This window comes from Ensifer sp. Root558 (genome assembly GCF_001427045.1).
Lineage (GTDB): Bacteria > Pseudomonadota > Alphaproteobacteria > Rhizobiales > Rhizobiaceae > Ensifer > Ensifer adhaerens.
In genome coordinates this window covers 42,640-58,266 of the sequence record NZ_LMGC01000033.1, presented here as the reverse complement: position 1 = coordinate 58,266, position 15,627 = coordinate 42,640, and the positions used below count along the sequence as shown (strand labels likewise).

The window sequence follows — 15,627 nt, the reverse complement described above, 5'->3', positions numbered from 1 at the left end:
CTGTGCAGTGCCCTGTCGTCAACAACGGTTTTCCGGAGAGCGCAATGGAAAGCGGCGCACCGCTCTTTCGCATGGAAGGCATATCGAAACGCTACGGCGGGGTGCGGGCGCTTGAAAATGCCGAACTGTCCGTCAGGACCGGCGCCATTCACGCCGTTCTCGGCGAGAACGGTGCCGGAAAGTCGACGCTCATCAAGATCATGGCGGGCGTTGTCGCCGCCGACGAGGGGCAGATGACGCTCGATGGACAGCCGGTGACGTTTGCGTCACCGGCCGCCGCCAACGCCGCCGGCATCGCCTGCGTCTTCCAGGAGCTGTCGCTGATCCCGGAACTTAGCGTTGCCGACAACATCGTTATCTTCAATCCGCCGACCCGGTTCGGCATGATCGACCGCAAGGCCCAGCGGCGTCTGGCAGAAGAGGCGCTGGCGCGCGCCGGTGCGGCAGACATCCACCCTCTGGCGCTGGTCAAGGACCTGCCGCTGTCGCGCCAGCAGATCGTCGAGATCGCCAAGGCGCTGGCGCGCAAGCCACGCATCCTCATTCTCGACGAGGCGACGTCGGCGCTCACGGCGGCCGATGTTTCCAAGGTCTTTGCGGTGTTGAAGCGGCTGCGCTCTGAGGGGCTGGCGCTTGTCTACATCTCGCACCGGATGAACGAGATTGCGGAACTGGCAGACGATTGCACCGTGTTTCGAAACGGCAGCAAGGTTGCAAGCTACCCGGCAGGGACAAGGAGCGACAGCGAGGTCATCGAGATGATGATCGGTCGTGAATATCATAGCGTCTATCCACCCAAGCCGGGCCCGCTTGCACCAGCGGCACCCGTCCTTGAGACGCGAAATCTGTCCTGGGCGAACCGCCTTCACGACATCTCGTTTTCATTGCGTGCAGGCGAAATCGTCGGTCTCGGCGGGCTGGACGGGCAGGGACAGCGCGACCTCCTCCTGGCGCTGTTCGGGGTCTTGCGCGGGCTGCGCGGCACGGTTCTCGTCGACGGCAGAACGATCAGCATCGGCAGCCCTGCGCAGGCGCGCCGGCACGGCATCGGCATGGCGCTCATTCCCGAGGACCGCAAGACCGAGGGGCTGATGCTGCCGATGACGGTGCGTGACAATCTCTCGCTCGCCTCTCTCGACCGGCTGACGCGCGGCGGAATCATCGATCGCGCCAAAGAAGAGAGCGCTATCGACCGGATGATGACGTTGCTGTCCATCAAGGCGGGCAACATTGACGCGCCGGTCGGGGCGCTTTCGGGCGGCAACCAGCAGAAGGTCGTCATTGCAAAGTGGCTGATGCGGCAGCCGCGCATCGTCCTTCTCAACGACCCCACGCGCGGCATTGACGTCGGCACCAAGCAGGAGATCTACCAGCTCTTGCGGCGTCTGGCGGACGAAGGGGCGGCTATCCTCTTTTATTCGACCGACTATGCCGAACTCATCGGCTGCTGCGACCGGGTCCTCGTGCTCTATGACGGGGCGGTAAAACGGGAGTTGGCGGGCCCTGAGATAACGGAGCGCGCGCTGATTGCGAGCGCACTCAACATTCCGTCCGCAGACCCAAGCCACCGGGAGCCCATCCAATGAACGACTGGCGGTATCGACTGACGGAACACCGGGGCACGCTGGCGGCGGTTGCGATCTTCGTGGTGATGTTCATCATCTACACATCGAACCATCCGGCCGGCTTCACCGCCAACGTTATCCAGACGGCCGCCAACAAAGGCGTGCTGCTTGCCTTTGTCGCGATGGCTCAAACCATGGTGGTGATCACCGCCGGCATCGACCTCTCGGTCGGCATGATCTTCCTTCTCACCAACTGCCTGGCCTCGTGGCTGGTCGTTGGCTCGCCGCTTGAGACGGCCTTCGGCGTCGTGGTCGTCCTTGGCGTCGGGGCTGCATGCGGCGCCATCAACGGCGCGATCGTCATCTATGGGCGACTGCAGCCGATCGTGGCGACGATCGCAACGGGGGCGGTCTATTTCGGCTTTGCCCTGTTGCTGCGGCCTTTTCCCGGCGGATCCGTCAACGAGGGGCTCGCGGATGCCCTGACCGGCCGGATTTTCGGGGTTGTGCCGGCGAGCCTCGTCGCGCTTGCAGCGGTAGTCGTCGTGATATGGGTGCCCTTCAGCCGGTCGGTCTATGGGCGTGCAGCCTATGCCGTGGGCTCCTCCGAGACGGCCGCCTACATGTCCGGCATGCCGATCCGCCGCGGCAAGTTGCTCGCCTACACGCTTGCGGGCCTGGTCGCCGCACTCGGGGGGCTGTTTCTCACCTTTTTTACCTATACCGGCGACGCAGCACTCGCCAGCGGCAACGCCTACACGCTGTTTTCGATCGCAGCCGTGGTGCTGGGAGGCGTTTCGCTGTTCGGCGGCAAGGGCAGCGCCATCGGCGCCGTCTTCGGTGCGCTGGCATTCCGCACGATCGGCGACCTGTTGTTCGTTTTCGATCTCGATCCACTCTGGCAACCGCTGTTCCAGGGACTGATCCTGATGGCGGCCATCAGTCTCGGGGCCCTTGCGCTCTTCAGGGTGCGCAATAGATTGGAGTGGTTCCTGTGAGCGAGACGGCAATGACTGGCGCAACCGGACGCAAATCGACCTTCATACGCAATCTCGACCCGGCGGTGGTCACTGCGTTCGGCTGCATCCTGCTGCTGCTTGTGCTCGGCAGCCTCTATTCGCGCAGCTTCCTGTCGCCGGAGTATCTGCTGCAGCAATTGAAGGTGGCGTCCTTCCTCGGCATCATCGCCACCGGCATGATGCTCGTCATCCTGCTCGGCCAGATCGATCTTTCGGTGCCGTGGACCGTTGCCACGGGCGCGATGATGGCTTGTGCGGCCGCGGCCTATGGTCCGGTCGGGACAGCGCTTGCCATTCCCTTCGGCGTCCTGTGCGGCATCGGCATCGGGCTCATCAACGGCGTCGGGGTTGCCTATCTGCGCATCCCCTCGATGATCGTGACGCTGGCGACCAATGCCGTCGCCCAAGGGGTGATGGTGGTCTATACGGGCGGTTTCTCGCCACAGGATTCCGCCACCGCAGCCATGCGCTATCTCGCCACCGGTGCTCTGGTTCCCGGTATTCCGAACGTGGTTTTCATCTGGGCGCTGATCGGCGCGGCAATGGTCTTTCTTCTGCGCCGGACGGGCTTCGGGCGCGCGGTCTACGGCATCGGCAATCGCGAGCGTGCGGCCTATCTGTCCGGCATCAACACCCGCCGCATCGTCATGATTGCCTTTGCCGCCTCGGGCGGGCTTTCGGCCCTTGGCGGGGTGCTGCTCGCGGGCTATGCCTCTAAGGCCGCGCAATCCATGGGTGATGCCTATCTTCTTCCGGCCATTGCGGCGGTCGTCCTTGGAGGAACGTCAATCCTCGGCGGGAAGGGATCCTATCTCGGTACGGTGGCGGGCGTCATTCTGATCACGCTCCTGCAGTCGATCCTTTCCGTTACGCAGATGCCCGAAGCCGGGCGCCAGATCATCTACGGTGTGGTGATTATCCTGATGCTTCTGCTCTATGGTCGCGCGCCGGCGAGCCGGTAGGAATGCGGGCTCGCGACACGTCACTCGGCATCGCACCTTGACGCTGTTCTCGGCGATGCGACGGAGTTCCGCCGCATTGACGGTTGGACAGTGTTCGATGCTGTCGCGAACGAAACCGGACTAGAGACCAAAACCGATTGCGCTTCTCGCACGTATATTCCTGGAGGTCGCTATTCTTCAGGAACGTCATGAAAGCGCGCGCAAGATTTCAGGTAGTCCTAAGCCTGCTGATTTTGATCGGGACCATTTTCGAGCCGCTCAGGGCGATCGCGGACGAGGCGCGCCCGGTTCGCATCGATGTCGGCGGCTTCAGTCTGAACAGCGTACTTCTTAAACCCGGCAAGCAGACGAGCCTGCCACCGATCGTTTTCATCCACGGTGCCAGCGCCAGTCTTTACGACCCGATGTATGCCTTTCGCGGGAAGCTCGAAGGAAGAGCGACACTTTTGTTCGTCGATCGGCCGGGACATGGCGGCTCGGATGTCGGCGGACCTGAAAACATACTGCCTGACGGACAGGCGGACGCCATCGCAAGTCTTATGGCAAGGCGCGGGATTCCGAAGGCGATCATTGTCAGCCACTCCTTTGGCGGCGCGATCGCAGCGGCCCTTGCCGTGCGTCATCCCGAAAGGGTTGTCGGTCTCGTCTTCCTGTCGCCAGCCGTCTACCCCTGGAACGGCGGCGTCGCCTGGTATTATGACGCAGCAGCCGTTCCTGTGTCGGGTGCGCTCTTCAGCACTCTGATCGCCCCGCCAATCGGCCTTCTTGCGATCGGCAGCGCGACCCGCGCGACATTTGCGCCGAACAAAATGCCGAAAAACTATCTGCGTGAAGCCCGGACACTGCAGGCCCTCAGGCCCGCAGCCTTCCGGCACAATGCCCAGGAAGTGGCGGCACTCAACGACTGGACCCGGACGGCAAGTCGGAAATACCGCAAGATCAAGGCGCCGACGGTCATCATCACCGGCGATGTCGACAGGATTGTCTCACCCAATGTGCATGCACGGCACCTGGCCCGGGATATCCGCGGCGCGAGGCTTATGGTCGTGCACAATCTCGGGCACAAGTCGGACTATGTCGCAAGCGATCTGGCCGTCGCGGCGATCGAAAAGATCAGTGGCCGGAAAGTCGATCTGAGCGCCGTGGCAAGGACGCTCGAAGAGCGGATCGCGGCAGATGGCGAGCGTTGATCTCTGGCGGTTGAGGTGCAGGGCAGGCATGGTCGCGCTCTATGGAACGGCGGGCGTTCTGCACGTGGCCTTTCCAGCGCCCTTTGTCGCCATCACCCCTTCGTGGGTGCCTGACGCGCCAGAGGTGATCTTGCTGACAGGACTTTGCGAGATCGCAGGAGCGATCGGTCTGCTGATCCCGGCTCTTCGCAAATATGCCGGCATTGCGCTCGCCCTTTATGCGGTGCTCGTCTTTCCGGCCAATATCAAGCATGCGCTGGACAGCCTGAGTGCGCCGGAAGTCGCTCCTTGGCAGTGGCTGTATCACGCCGTCAGGCTGCCGCTCCAACCGGTCGTCGTCTGGCTCGCTGTCTTTGCAGGAGGTGTCGTGACCTGGCCTCTGCGGTGCAATCGGCCGCGACGGCACGCGGGTGGCTGACGGCGCAGTGCTCGTATAGGTGGCCGAGAGGGGCTTCCGGCTCGGGCACCGACGTGCTAGTCAAGCTGCCATAGGGATAACCGAAGCTCTGCCTCGAAACCCGACATGTCCATTCCATGTCGGGGCGATCGCTGGTTCGTGCCCGCATGGGTCATCATGCAGGGAGAACGGGCGCATGAACCCTATCGTTGTCTTGCTCGCATTTGCGACATTTGCCACAGGAACCGCTGAAAACATCATAGTCGGCATCGTCTCCGATGTCGCCGGCGAGCTTGGCGTTTCGATCGCGCTTGCCGGGCAGTTGACGGCCGTTTTTTCGATCGTGTTTGCCTTGACGGCGCCCTTGGCCCTCGTCCTTACGATGAAGATCGAGCGCAGGCGCCTTCTTCTTTGTGCTCTGGGCCTGTTCGTCGTTAGCAATCTCTGTGCGGCAGCGAGCTCCAATTTCGCAACGCTTGTCGTCGCCCGCATCGGCATGGCCATGGCGAGCGCGACCGTCTGCCTTCTGGCAACGATGTTGGCGACCGAGCTGGTCGCGAAAGACATGAAAGGTCGAGCCATCGGCATCATTTTCATGGGGATCAGTGGCTCGCTGGTGCTCGGCGTTCCCGCGGGAATTTTCATCTGCGGACTTATCGGCTGGCGGGGCGTCTTCATCGCACTGTCCCTGCTTGCCGGCTTGGTGTGGTTGGCAAGCTGGCGGCATGTTCCGGTCTCCGCTCGCCGTAAAGCCGCCCTTCCAAGGTATCTGGACCACCTGCGAAAGCCGCCTCTCGTTGCGGGCCAGTTTGTCTCCATTCTGATGATTGGCGGGCACTTCGTGCTGTTCGCCTTTCTTGGCCCCTACCTCGTTGAGATTGCCAGCGTTGCCGCGGAAAACATCGCGATAGCCTTTGCGGTCCTTGGTATTGCCGGCGTGAGCGGTGGCTATCTCGGTGGTTGGCTTGCCGACCGGTTTTCGCCGCGCAACGTCCTTTTGCTCACGCCGACGGCCTACCTGCTCGCCCTTGTCACGATACCGTTGGTCGAGGGCAGCTCGTGGGTGATGTTCAGCGTGTTGATGATCTGGGCCTGCATCAGCTGGATGATCTCGCCGGTGGTACAAAGCTTCTTGATCTCAGCCGGGCCGGAGACGGCCGATACCGGCATAAGCCTGAACCTGTCGACAATGCACATCGGTGTAGGGCTCGGGACGGCAGTTGGGGGGATCGCGCTTGCAAACCTCTCAGTCCACGCCCTGCCGTGGGTTGGAACGATCATTGCAGCGCTTGCCGTGGTCGCGAGTTTCTGCGCGTTCTGGTCGTCGAGGTTAGCAGAAAGATCACGAGAACGCATTCCGGGCCAAGCCAAAAGCCCTGCCGCATAATCGGAACTCATGGGATTTTGGAGTATCGCCTACGGATTTGGTCCTCTGTGGGCCGCGTTCAGCGCGTGTTGAGACGAGCCATGGCCATTCACGTCAAAACAGCTGGCTCTGTGGAGGCATGACCTGACGCAACTCGGGGCTTGAAAACTGCATGCTTGATAGTTGTCTTGACGGACCAACCTGCAGGTTGAGCCCAAGCCGGAGATCTTGCATCGGCGTCTTCAATTTGATCGGAGGTGTCCTCAACACGCCCGACCACGCCTCCCTTGGAAAGGGTGCGAGGTTTCCATCGCCGAGATCGAACGGAGCGAGCGCCTGCGACACCAGGCCCTCCGCCGCACCATCTTCCAGGATCAGCGAAATGTCCCGCCAGTCACCGTGCGCGGGCACTTCCACCTGGACGCTTGCCTGCACCCAGGTGCCCGCCGGCAGCGGACTAACGAAAGCGTCCGGCAGGAGATCCACGCGGCACCCCTCTATCGCCACACCGACCTCCTGCCAGTTCGCCATGCGGTCGGGCTGGCAGATGATCCGGCTTGCAGTCGTTCGACCGTGAGAAACGGCCAATCCTTCGGCCAACGGTCCGTTCCCGGCAAGAAGAGGATTTGGCAGGATGTTGCCGATCGGGTTGTTGACTGCATCGAAGCGGTCGTCCTGCGCCCATATTCGAGGAGCGGGTGGAGCGAGGAAGCCACTAAGATAGGCTGCCAACGCCTTGCCGACCGCGTAGCCGCCCGGAACCGAAAAGTGCGTGCCGTCGTCGGAGAAGCCATCGTGTGGCGCCCCATCGGCAGAATAAGGGTCCACCCAGACGGAATTCCAGTCGAAGACGTGGCAGTGCGGTCTCATGGCTGCAAAGGCGAGGCTCTTCTGGTTGATCCAGTGTGCTTTTGCCCGTTCCGATCCGCCGGCGACCCATTTCTGCGTGCCACGCGCCAGGATCGGCAGCAGGATCACCGTCTTTCCAGCCGCTATCAGTCGATCAACGACCGCTTCGCGGATAGACTGGATGACTTCCTTTGTCTCAACCATCATGTCGTTCGTGCCGGCATCGACGACGATCAGGTCAAAATCGAGCTTCAAGACCTCCTCGAGACGCTGTGCGATGTCCCGGGCCTTCTGGCCCGAAACGCCGGCGTTCAGTCCGCCGAAGCCACGGGTGACGCCGATCCTGCCGCTTGGCTCCCAGCCGGGAAATACGCGCGTATCGTGAAACACCGTAATGTCGAGCTGGCCGGCGGAGAGAACCTCCGCCCATGTCGCCCACCCGCGGGCGCAGGAATGGATGTGCCTGTCGCCTGCGTGGTGGTTCTGCTGGACAAGCGACGTGCCTATGAGGGCGACGCGCTTGCCATGGATCGGAAATCGCACTGTCATGACCATATCAGGAAAACAGCGTGCCGCCGTTTACATCGTAGCAGGCGCCGGTGATGAACGACGCCTCATCGGAGACAAGGAAGGTGACCAGATTGGCGACCTCGTCCGATCGGCCCTCGCGCCTGACCGGCGTTGCGGCAGCGACACGCTCGCGCACTTCCGGCTTGGTGAACGTGTCGTGGAAGGTCGTAGAGATCATGCCCGGGCAAACCGAATTGACGCGGATCCTTGGTCCGAGTTCTTTTGCAAGACCACGCGTGAAGGTCATGACCGCCCCCTTCGAGGTGGCATAGGCCAACGCACCAGGGCCGCCGCCATCCCGGCCGGCCTGTGAGGCAAAGGTGACGATCGCGCCACCGTCGGCCATCGCCGGAACGGCCGCCTTGGATGCGTTGAAGAGTGAAGTGAGATTGACGTCGATCACCTGCCGGAAGAACGCCTCGTCCATGTCCTGCAAGGTCTTGCGCGCCAAAAGTCCGCCGGCGACATGCACCAGCCCATCGAGCCGACCGAACGCGGCAACTGCCCCGTCGACAGCCGGTTGTGCATCGGCGGCCACGGTCATGTCCGCCTTGATGGCGATCGCCTTGCCACCGGAAGCCGTTATCGCCCTCACGCACTCCTCGGCGCTAGCCGCCGAGCCAAGGTAGGTGATTGCGACCTTTGCGCCGTCGCTGGCAAGCCTCTCGGCGCAGGCCTTGCCGATGTCGCGGCCGCCGCCAGTTACTAAAATGACCTTGTCCTTCAGTCCGTTCATGACATTTCCTTTCCGATCAGAAGTTCTTGGGGATGATGATGCGCAACTGGTTGTCGTCGACATCGGTGAAATAGAGGTCGGCACTGAAGCCCTGGTCATCGACGAAGTGAAAGACCCGCCGGGGTTCGCTAAGGGCATAGGGAACGAGAAGCGTCACCAGGGTCTGCTTGGTGGACGCTGGAAGCGTTGCCTCGATGTGATATTGGGTGGCCAGGCCCTCGATTTCGGTTGGATCGACGCCTTCGAAACCTTCGATCATGCGTATCTGCGGCGGCCCTGCGGTTGAAAACACGAACTGCCCGTAGAGCCCCGCCCGTTCGCCAGTCAGACGAAAACTGTTGCTGCCCACGTCCATTTGATGGGCGGAGTGAAATAGCCATTTGAGGGGCTGTGGTTCGACGCATTCGACGCGGTCGACGATGACGAGGAAGTCGCTGCTGGCGAAATGGATGTCTCGCTCGACCCTGAGGACCAGCGGATTGTTCGCCCGATAGGCCGCCGTGGCATCGCCGCTGATGAAGACATGCGTCGGCTCCTCGCGCACCGCCGTGATCCGACCTCCCGCCTTCTTGCCGATCGCCTTGTCGCCTTCGGCGTATTGCCCGCTGCCGCCTATGAGGACCGCGTTCTTGGATATGGTCTGCCGGCGCCAGTTGCGATGCATGGTCGAGTTGAAGGCGACATAGTAACCGCTCTGGATCGCCAGATCCTCGCCGAAGGCATAGAGCAGGAATGCGTTCTGGTCGCCGTGACTGTGGCTCAAGGAACCAAAGGGGCTGCTCTTGAACAGGAACTGGATGTGGCGATCGGGATCGTCCATGTGTTTCTGGATCGCAACCCAGCCGATCTCCCTGAACCACTTGACCGGCGGCAGGTCGGCAGGCGCCTTTGCCTCGACTTGCGGGTAATCGTGCCGATAGACAAGCTCGTCGAAATTGAGGTCCCACCAGCCGTAGTTATAGAATTCCATGGCGGTACCGGCGGCATCCGCCTTCAGCCGCTCGAAATACCACTGGTAATGGGCGTTGCCGGTGACGCCGGCAAACTGGCGGACATTGTAGCCAACCTTGAGACCAGGCGGATCGCCGAGGGTGGAGTCGTCTCCGAAGCATGCTCGCCTCGTACCCGGCGCCTTCGTGTAGAGCGGAAAATCACCGGTTTTCTGGAAGAACGGCCGCCGATAGAGATCGACCTTGAGGAAGTTTCGGATGAGATTGGCGGCTTCCGTCAGATAGGCGATGCCGGTCATCCAGTAGTGTGGACCCTCCGCCCACCCGCCGTCGCTGTCGCCCCAGGGCGAATAAAGGGTGAAAAGAAATTCGACCGTGTAGTCCAGCCAGCACTCGGCTTCCTTTTCCTCACCGGCCAGCGCGATACAAGCCGCCGTGAGGGCCGCCGAAAGCGAGCGCACCGCGTGACTGTCATAGGGGAAAACATGGATGCGCGCACGCCAGATCACGTGGTCTGCGACTTCGCGTGTCCGCGCAAGGAGCACACGACGCACGCGCTCTCGCTCACCGTCATCGAGATGGTCGTATAGCCAATCGTAGCCCCAGGCGAGCGCGGTCACTACGCGGAATGCCGCCTCGTCATTGTAGGAGCGGGCCGTTGCTTCCTGCGGATCCCAGGTCGCGACCGACAGCAGCCAGTCCTTGGCCCGCGCAATCATGTGTGCGTCATCCAGGATGATACCTGCAATCGCCAGGTGCCGGATGGCGTAGATCGCCTCCTGGCAGTCGATGTACATCTGCCGCCAGAGCTTGGCGGTGCGCACATTATCCGGGTAACGTTGCGGTTCGGCGATCAGGCTCCGCGAGAGCCACGGCTCCACCGAGTTCACGTAGAAGGTCTTCCAGCCGCAGCAATCAGGATCCTCCTGCAACCGGCTGCGGAAGTTGGTGATGCCATCCGGATTGAGCCACAGGCGGGGATGGCGAAGATCCATGATGTCGCGCCGCTTTGCCGCGCGCGGCAAGGCCGTCTCGGGAAGGCCCGGCTTGAGCGTAAATTCACGCACGCTGCTCCAATCGGAGGCCGCACGCTTTTCGGCGTCATTCCAAAGGGCAAATGACCAGCAGTAGGAACCGGGTTCGAGCACTGTATCCGGGGTGAAGAAGTTCCAGGCGATATTGTTGAAGACCAGCGTCCGCCCGGGCGCAAAGGCCGCATCGCTGGAGATCCGCACCACATAGCGCGCATCGTCGTTCAGGGCCGGCAGCCAACTGAAACGGGGCGGATTTTCGACAGAGCTTTCGCCGGCCGGCTGATAGCCGATCGTCAGGGTCCCCGGTTTTGGCTCATCGAGATATTGCAGGCGGGGTGCTTCAGCGGTTTTGGGCATCGAAATGACGTCCTTTGAATACGTGATAGAGGCGGGCGCGACCCGGTCGCGCCCGATAATCGGGTCAGTTCTTTCCGTATTGGCGGTCATAGGCCGCCTGCATCACCTCGGAGACCTTGGCGTAGCCGAGTTGGTCGAGCCGGGCGACATAGCCGTCCCAGGAGGCATCGACATCCTGGGCTCCGAGGACCCAGGTCTGCTGCATTTCCATCATGTAGGTGAGAAGGCTCGGCCAGTACTTGTCGTAAACGGCGCGCTCGTCGCTGTTCATCGAGACGCCGGTAAACTCAGGCTGCAGAAGCCCTGGTTCCTTCTCGTACATGGCGATCCCGTCGAGAGCCATCTTGTTCGTCCATTGCTCCTCGGAGGCATAGGCGGCCCAATAGCCACGCGGCACGCCGGCGCCGATTTCCCACATCTGGGCGTTCACCGGCTTGGGGTTGTGAAGGACGGTCTGCTTGTAGACGGGCTTGCCGTCGACCATGTCATAGGTCTCGCCCTCGATGCCCCAGTTCGACAGGATCCGGCCCTTTTCGGAGAACCAGAAGTCGAAGTACTTGATCGTCTCGACCGGGTGCTGGTTCGAATAGGAGATCGCCCAACCTGCCGGCTGAACGGTCGCACGCCGGCTGTCCTCGAAGCGCCTCCCGGACACGGTCTTCGGCGGCAGCATCGGCGCGAAGTCGATGCCTGGAACGCTGTCCTTCAGAGCGTCGGTGTAGTTGGACGTGCTTGCGAACCAGTCGTGCGTCATGCCCCCGATATTGTTGCCGAGCATGTATTCACGCACCCGAGCTCCACGCGTGAACACCTCCGTATCGATCAAGCCCTCCTTGAACCACTGCGCAACTTTGGAAATGCCGGTCCTATAGTTCGGTGTTGTCCAGGGATGCACGACCTTGCCGTCTTCGATCATGAAGTCGCCGTAGCGTTCCGAGCCGGACACGCGGGCATCCCACATGTTGATCAGTCGGACTGCTTCGATCGGCTCGCGTGCGAAGTAGGGAACTTCATCCTTCTTGCCGTTGCCGTTCGGGTCTTTCTCGCGGAAAGCCTTGAGAACGGCATAGAGTTCGTCGACGTTTTCCGGAACCTTCAGGCCCAGTTTGTCGAGCCAGTCCCGGCGGATGAACCAGGCGCGCGAGAATTCGCCCTCGGGCACATAGGGGATGAAGTAGATGTGACCGTCAGGTGCGCTGATGGCCTGGCGCACGATCGGATGCTCGTCAAAGAACTTCTTGAGGTTGGGGGCGTTCTCCTCGATCAGGTCGTCCAGGGGCATGAAGGCGCCCTCCATGCCATAGCGAATGAAGTCGTCCTTCAGCCCGCCGGTGACGTCGCCGCCAACGATGTCCGGCAGGTTGCCGGAGGCCATCAGCAAGTTGAACGCATCCCGGCTGCTGCTGGTCGCAAGCGAGGCGACATTCTTCACGTGGATCCCGGTCCATTCGGCCGCCTTCTTCTCGACGGGCCAGTCTTCCGTGTAGACGTATTTGTCACGGAAATGGAAATGGATCGTCAGCTCGAGCGGGTCGTCCGTAATCTTCGGCGAAGCGTCTTGCGCATAGACAGGACCCGATTGCAGCAACGCACAGGTGGCAAGCAGCGCCAACGTGTCTCGAATATATCTCATTCCATTCTCCTCCTTAAACAGAACTGACTGAGACGGCCGTTATTCCTTCACGCCGCCAAGGGTGATGCCCTTGTTGAAGTATTTCTGGATGCTTGGATAAATGAGCAGCACTGGAATGATCGAAGCGATCATGATCGCCGCGGTGACGGTCTCGAACGAATAACGAGACGTCAAAAGGCTGCTTGCGAACTCGTCGTTGGCGGTAAGATCGACGATGATCCGCTTGAGGTAGAGCTGAAGCGGGATCTTCTCCTCGCCGCGCAACAGCACCATGGCCCAGAAGTAGCTGTTCCACCTGGAAACGATGCAGAACAGCGCGACCGTGATGATCGCCGGTTTGGACAAGGGGATGAAAACCTTCCAAAGCAGCTGGAACTCGCTGGCGCCATCCATCTTGGCGGCCTCCTCGAAGGATTTCGGCACGGCCTCGAAGAAGTTGCGCAGCAAGATGACGTTGAAGGCGTTGCAGGCGAAACCGATGATGATGCCCAACCGCGAGTCGAGCAGCCCGAGATCCCGCATGTTGAGGAAGAATGGGATCATGCCGGCGTTGAACCACAGGGTGAACGCGACCATCATGTTGAGGATCTTGCGCCCCCTTAGGCGGGCACGCGACAGCGCATAGGCGCCGGGGATCATGATCGCGAGGCTGACCGCCGTGCCGCCGAAGGTGTAGATGAAGGTATTGCCGTAGGCGATCCAGAAGAGCCGATCCGAAAGAACGAATTCGTAGGCCGCAAGTGTCAGGTCCTTCGGCAACAGCACGACCTGACCCGAGGTGACTGCGGCACCCGACGAGATCGATACCGACAGGATGTAGATGAACGGGTAGAGCGTGGAAAGGACGAAGAGCCCGATCAGGGTCGCGTTCGCATATCCGAAGATCCGGTCGCCGCGAGAATAGAGATTGAAGCTAGCCATGACGATCACCAGAGCGAGGTTGTCGAAACCTTCCGGCTGATCCGGTTGGCTGCGAAGACGAGAGCGAAGGCGATGACCGCATTGAAGAGGCCGGCGGCGGTGGCAAGGTCGTACTGCGTACCCTGCAGACCCGTCCGGTAGACGTAGGTCGAGACGACGTCGGCGGTGCGGTAGGTTGCCGGCTGGTAGAGCAGGATGACGTATTCGAACCCGACCTCGACGAGGTTGCCGATGCGGATGATCAGCATGATGATGATCGTCGGAAGGATGCACGGAAGCGTGATGCGCCACATCATCTGCCAGCGCGATGCGCCATCGACCCGGGCCGATTCATAGAGCGTCGGGCTGATGCCGGCGATCGCCGCGAGATAGACGATCGATTCGAAGCCTGCTTCCTTCCAGATGTTCGATCCGATGAAAACGGTACGGAACCATTCCGGCTGGGTGAGGAAGTAGACCCGGTCAAGGCCGAGGCTCGACAGGATGAGGTTGACCACGCCTGTCGTGGGAGACAGCAGGTTGATCACAATGCCCGCGACGATCACCACCGAGATGAAGTGGGGCAGATAGACGATGGTCTGGGAAAACCTGCGGCCCAACTCGCTCTGAAGCTCGTTGAACATGATGGCGAGCACGATCGGTACGGGGAAGGCGAAAATCAGCCCGAGGCCGCTGATGGTGATCGTATTGACGAATGCGCGGATGAAGATCTGGTCGCCAAGAAGGGTGCGAAAGTTCTCAAGACCCACCCAGGGACTTCCGGCGATACCGCGGAACGGGCTGAAATCCTTGAACGCAATCTGCAGTCCTTCCATGGGCTTGTAGAGGAAGAGCATAAACCAAAGGAGCATCGGAAGGATAAGCAGGTAAAGCTGCCAGTCTTTCCGGAGGTCCTCGCCAAGGCGCTTGAAATATCCGGCGATCATCGATGTCATCCTCGCCTCACGCATGACCGTTGACGGCTTTGCCGCTCTCGGCGTCGAAAACATGGAGACGGCCCACCGGTATCTGCAGCTTGCCGATCTGCGAGAGCGCCTCGACATCGGCGGGCGTTTCGATCTTGGCGACGATCGGCTGGCCGGAAATCCTGGTGTGCAGAAGAGCCTCGGACCCAAGCGGCTCCACGAGGTCGACTGTCGCGGCGATTTCCTGGACGTCCCCGCTCGCTTGCTTGCCGACCGCGACGTGCTCGGGCCGGAGGCCGACGAGGATACGTTGATCGGCGCGCAGGGATGTAACGATTGCCATCGGTAATTTGAGGAGGGCGGCTTCCGCGTCGGCAGCGTCTATGCGCGCCTGCAGTTCACCGTCCACGGAAACGACTGTTGCGCGCAGGAGGTTCATGGGTGGTGAACCGAGAAAGCTTGCAACGAAGGCATTGGCCGGCTTGAGGAAAAGCTCCATCGGTGTGCCGACCTGTTCGACGCGGCCGCCGTTCATGACGACGATGCGGTCTGCCAGCGTCATCGCCTCGATCTGGTCGTGGGTGACGTAGATGCTGGTGACGCCCATGCGTTTGTGAAGCCGCTTGATCTCTGCGCGCATCTGGGTGCGAAGCTTGGCATCGAGGTTCGACAAAGGTTCGTCGAACAGGAAGACTTGCGGCTTGCGGACGATCGCCCGCCCCATGGCAACGCGCTGCCGCTGGCCACCCGACAGGTCCGCGGGCTTGCGTGCAAGGTAGGGCGTGAGGTCGAGGATAGCCGCCGCTTCCTTGACGGCCGCTTCGATTGCGTCCTTCTTTTCACGCCTTACGCGCAGGCCGAAGGCGATGTTTTCAGCGACATTGAGGTGGGGATAAAGCGCGTAGTTCTGGAACACCATCGCTACGTCGCGGTCCTTTGGCGCGACCCGATTGACGAGCCGCCCGCCGATCGAGACCGTTCCGCCGGAAATCTCCTCCAGGCCCGCCACCATCCGCAAGGTCGTTGACTTGCCGCATCCCGACGGCCCGACGAGAACGACGAACTCCCCGCGTTCGACATTCAGGTTTACAGAGTGCACGACTTCGAGTGCGCCGTAGCGTTTCACTACGTCGTTCAATTCCACTGCAGACATTTCAGTTTTCCTCCCGACGG

13 protein-coding genes are annotated in these 15,627 nt (G+C 61.3%); 6 read left to right on the top strand and 7 right to left on the bottom strand.

The window, feature by feature from the left end:
* Positions 1-44: 44 nt before the first annotated feature.
* The 6 genes from ASD63_RS24295 to ASD63_RS24270 all read left to right on the top strand — a co-directional run bounded on the left by ASD63_RS24295 (position 45) and on the right by ASD63_RS24270 (position 6,520).
* A complete protein-coding gene (locus tag ASD63_RS24295) occupies positions 45-1,586 on the top strand; it encodes a sugar ABC transporter ATP-binding protein (protein WP_060529971.1) in 1,542 nt (513 codons plus the stop codon).
* On the top strand, positions 1,583-2,563 hold the full coding sequence (locus ASD63_RS24290; RefSeq protein WP_060529970.1) for an ABC transporter permease: 981 nt from the start codon (positions 1,583-1,585) through the stop codon (positions 2,561-2,563). The genes ASD63_RS24295 and ASD63_RS24290 overlap by 4 nt, the downstream gene beginning before the upstream one ends.
* An 11-nt stretch (positions 2,564-2,574) precedes the next feature.
* Positions 2,575-3,546 (top strand): ABC transporter permease, encoded by a 972-nt coding sequence (locus ASD63_RS24285; RefSeq protein ID WP_110819009.1) that lies wholly within the window; start codon positions 2,575-2,577, stop codon positions 3,544-3,546.
* Between the two features lie 188 nt (positions 3,547-3,734).
* Positions 3,735-4,736 carry an alpha/beta hydrolase gene (locus ASD63_RS24280; protein ID WP_060520820.1) on the top strand — a complete coding sequence of 334 codons (1,002 nt, stop codon included), beginning with the start codon at positions 3,735-3,737 and terminating at the stop codon, positions 4,734-4,736.
* Positions 4,723-5,154, top strand: a complete 432-nt coding sequence (locus ASD63_RS24275) for a hypothetical protein (protein ID WP_060529969.1) — start codon at positions 4,723-4,725, stop codon at positions 5,152-5,154. Before ASD63_RS24280 ends, ASD63_RS24275 begins: the two co-directional genes overlap by 14 nt.
* Before the next feature lie 19 nt (positions 5,155-5,173).
* Entirely contained in the window at positions 5,174-6,520 is a 1,347-nt protein-coding gene (locus ASD63_RS24270) for an MFS transporter (RefSeq protein WP_234824555.1), read from the top strand.
* Positions 6,521-6,613: 93 nt separating this feature from the next.
* On the opposite strand, the gene ASD63_RS24265 is transcribed toward ASD63_RS24270, so the two are convergent.
* The 7 genes from ASD63_RS24265 to ugpC form a co-directional block, all read right to left on the bottom strand.
* Positions 6,614-7,897 (bottom strand): SGNH/GDSL hydrolase family protein, encoded by a 1,284-nt coding sequence (locus ASD63_RS24265; protein ID WP_082572991.1) that lies wholly within the window; start codon positions 7,895-7,897, stop codon positions 6,614-6,616.
* A 7-nt stretch (positions 7,898-7,904) separates the two neighbouring features.
* Positions 7,905-8,654, bottom strand: coding sequence for a glucose 1-dehydrogenase (locus tag ASD63_RS24260; RefSeq protein WP_060529966.1), 750 nt, complete (start codon positions 8,652-8,654; stop codon positions 7,905-7,907).
* 16 nt (positions 8,655-8,670) lie between these two features.
* Positions 8,671-10,995: a DUF4962 domain-containing protein gene (locus ASD63_RS24255; RefSeq protein WP_060530011.1), complete on the bottom strand. Its 2,325-nt coding sequence runs from the start codon at positions 10,993-10,995 to the stop codon at positions 8,671-8,673.
* A gap of 64 nt (positions 10,996-11,059) precedes the next feature.
* Positions 11,060-12,628, bottom strand: coding sequence for an extracellular solute-binding protein (locus ASD63_RS24250; RefSeq protein ID WP_060529965.1), 1,569 nt, complete (start codon positions 12,626-12,628; stop codon positions 11,060-11,062).
* A 39-nt stretch (positions 12,629-12,667) separates the two neighbouring features.
* Positions 12,668-13,549, bottom strand: a complete 882-nt coding sequence (locus ASD63_RS24245) for a carbohydrate ABC transporter permease (protein ID WP_060520845.1) — start codon at positions 13,547-13,549, stop codon at positions 12,668-12,670.
* A 5-nt stretch (positions 13,550-13,554) separates the two neighbouring features.
* The gene (locus ASD63_RS24240; protein ID WP_060529964.1) at positions 13,555-14,475 is read right to left on the bottom strand and encodes an ABC transporter permease subunit; all 921 of its coding nucleotides are present in this window, start codon (positions 14,473-14,475) and stop codon (positions 13,555-13,557) included.
* 16 nt (positions 14,476-14,491) lie between these two features.
* Positions 14,492-15,607 (bottom strand): sn-glycerol-3-phosphate ABC transporter ATP-binding protein UgpC, encoded by a 1,116-nt coding sequence (ugpC, locus tag ASD63_RS24235; protein ID WP_060529963.1) that lies wholly within the window; start codon positions 15,605-15,607, stop codon positions 14,492-14,494.
* Between the last annotated feature and the right edge of the window lie 20 nt (positions 15,608-15,627).

Excerpts from the sequence above, each read along its gene's own strand:
- ASD63_RS24295 (WP_060529971.1), top strand. The coding sequence starts at position 45 with ATGGAAAGCGGCGCACCGCTCTTTCGCATGGAAGGCATATCGAAACGC.
- ASD63_RS24290 (WP_060529970.1), top strand. The coding sequence starts at position 1,583 with ATGAACGACTGGCGGTATCGACTGACGGAACACCGGGGCACGCTGGCG.
- ASD63_RS24285 (WP_110819009.1), top strand. The coding sequence starts at position 2,575 with ATGACTGGCGCAACCGGACGCAAATCGACCTTCATACGCAATCTCGAC.
- ASD63_RS24280 (WP_060520820.1), top strand. The coding sequence starts at position 3,735 with ATGAAAGCGCGCGCAAGATTTCAGGTAGTCCTAAGCCTGCTGATTTTG.
- ASD63_RS24275 (WP_060529969.1), top strand. The coding sequence starts at position 4,723 with ATGGCGAGCGTTGATCTCTGGCGGTTGAGGTGCAGGGCAGGCATGGTC.
- ASD63_RS24265 (WP_082572991.1), bottom strand. The coding sequence starts at position 7,897 with ATGACAGTGCGATTTCCGATCCATGGCAAGCGCGTCGCCCTCATAGGC.
- ASD63_RS24260 (WP_060529966.1), bottom strand. The coding sequence starts at position 8,654 with ATGAACGGACTGAAGGACAAGGTCATTTTAGTAACTGGCGGCGGCCGC.
- ASD63_RS24255 (WP_060530011.1), bottom strand. The coding sequence starts at position 10,995 with ATGCCCAAAACCGCTGAAGCACCCCGCCTGCAATATCTCGATGAGCCA.
- ASD63_RS24250 (WP_060529965.1), bottom strand. The coding sequence starts at position 12,628 with ATGAGATATATTCGAGACACGTTGGCGCTGCTTGCCACCTGTGCGTTG.
- ASD63_RS24245 (WP_060520845.1), bottom strand. The coding sequence starts at position 13,549 with ATGGCTAGCTTCAATCTCTATTCTCGCGGCGACCGGATCTTCGGATAT.
- ASD63_RS24240 (WP_060529964.1), bottom strand. The coding sequence starts at position 14,475 with ATGATCGCCGGATATTTCAAGCGCCTTGGCGAGGACCTCCGGAAAGAC.
- ugpC (WP_060529963.1), bottom strand. The coding sequence starts at position 15,607 with ATGTCTGCAGTGGAATTGAACGACGTAGTGAAACGCTACGGCGCACTC.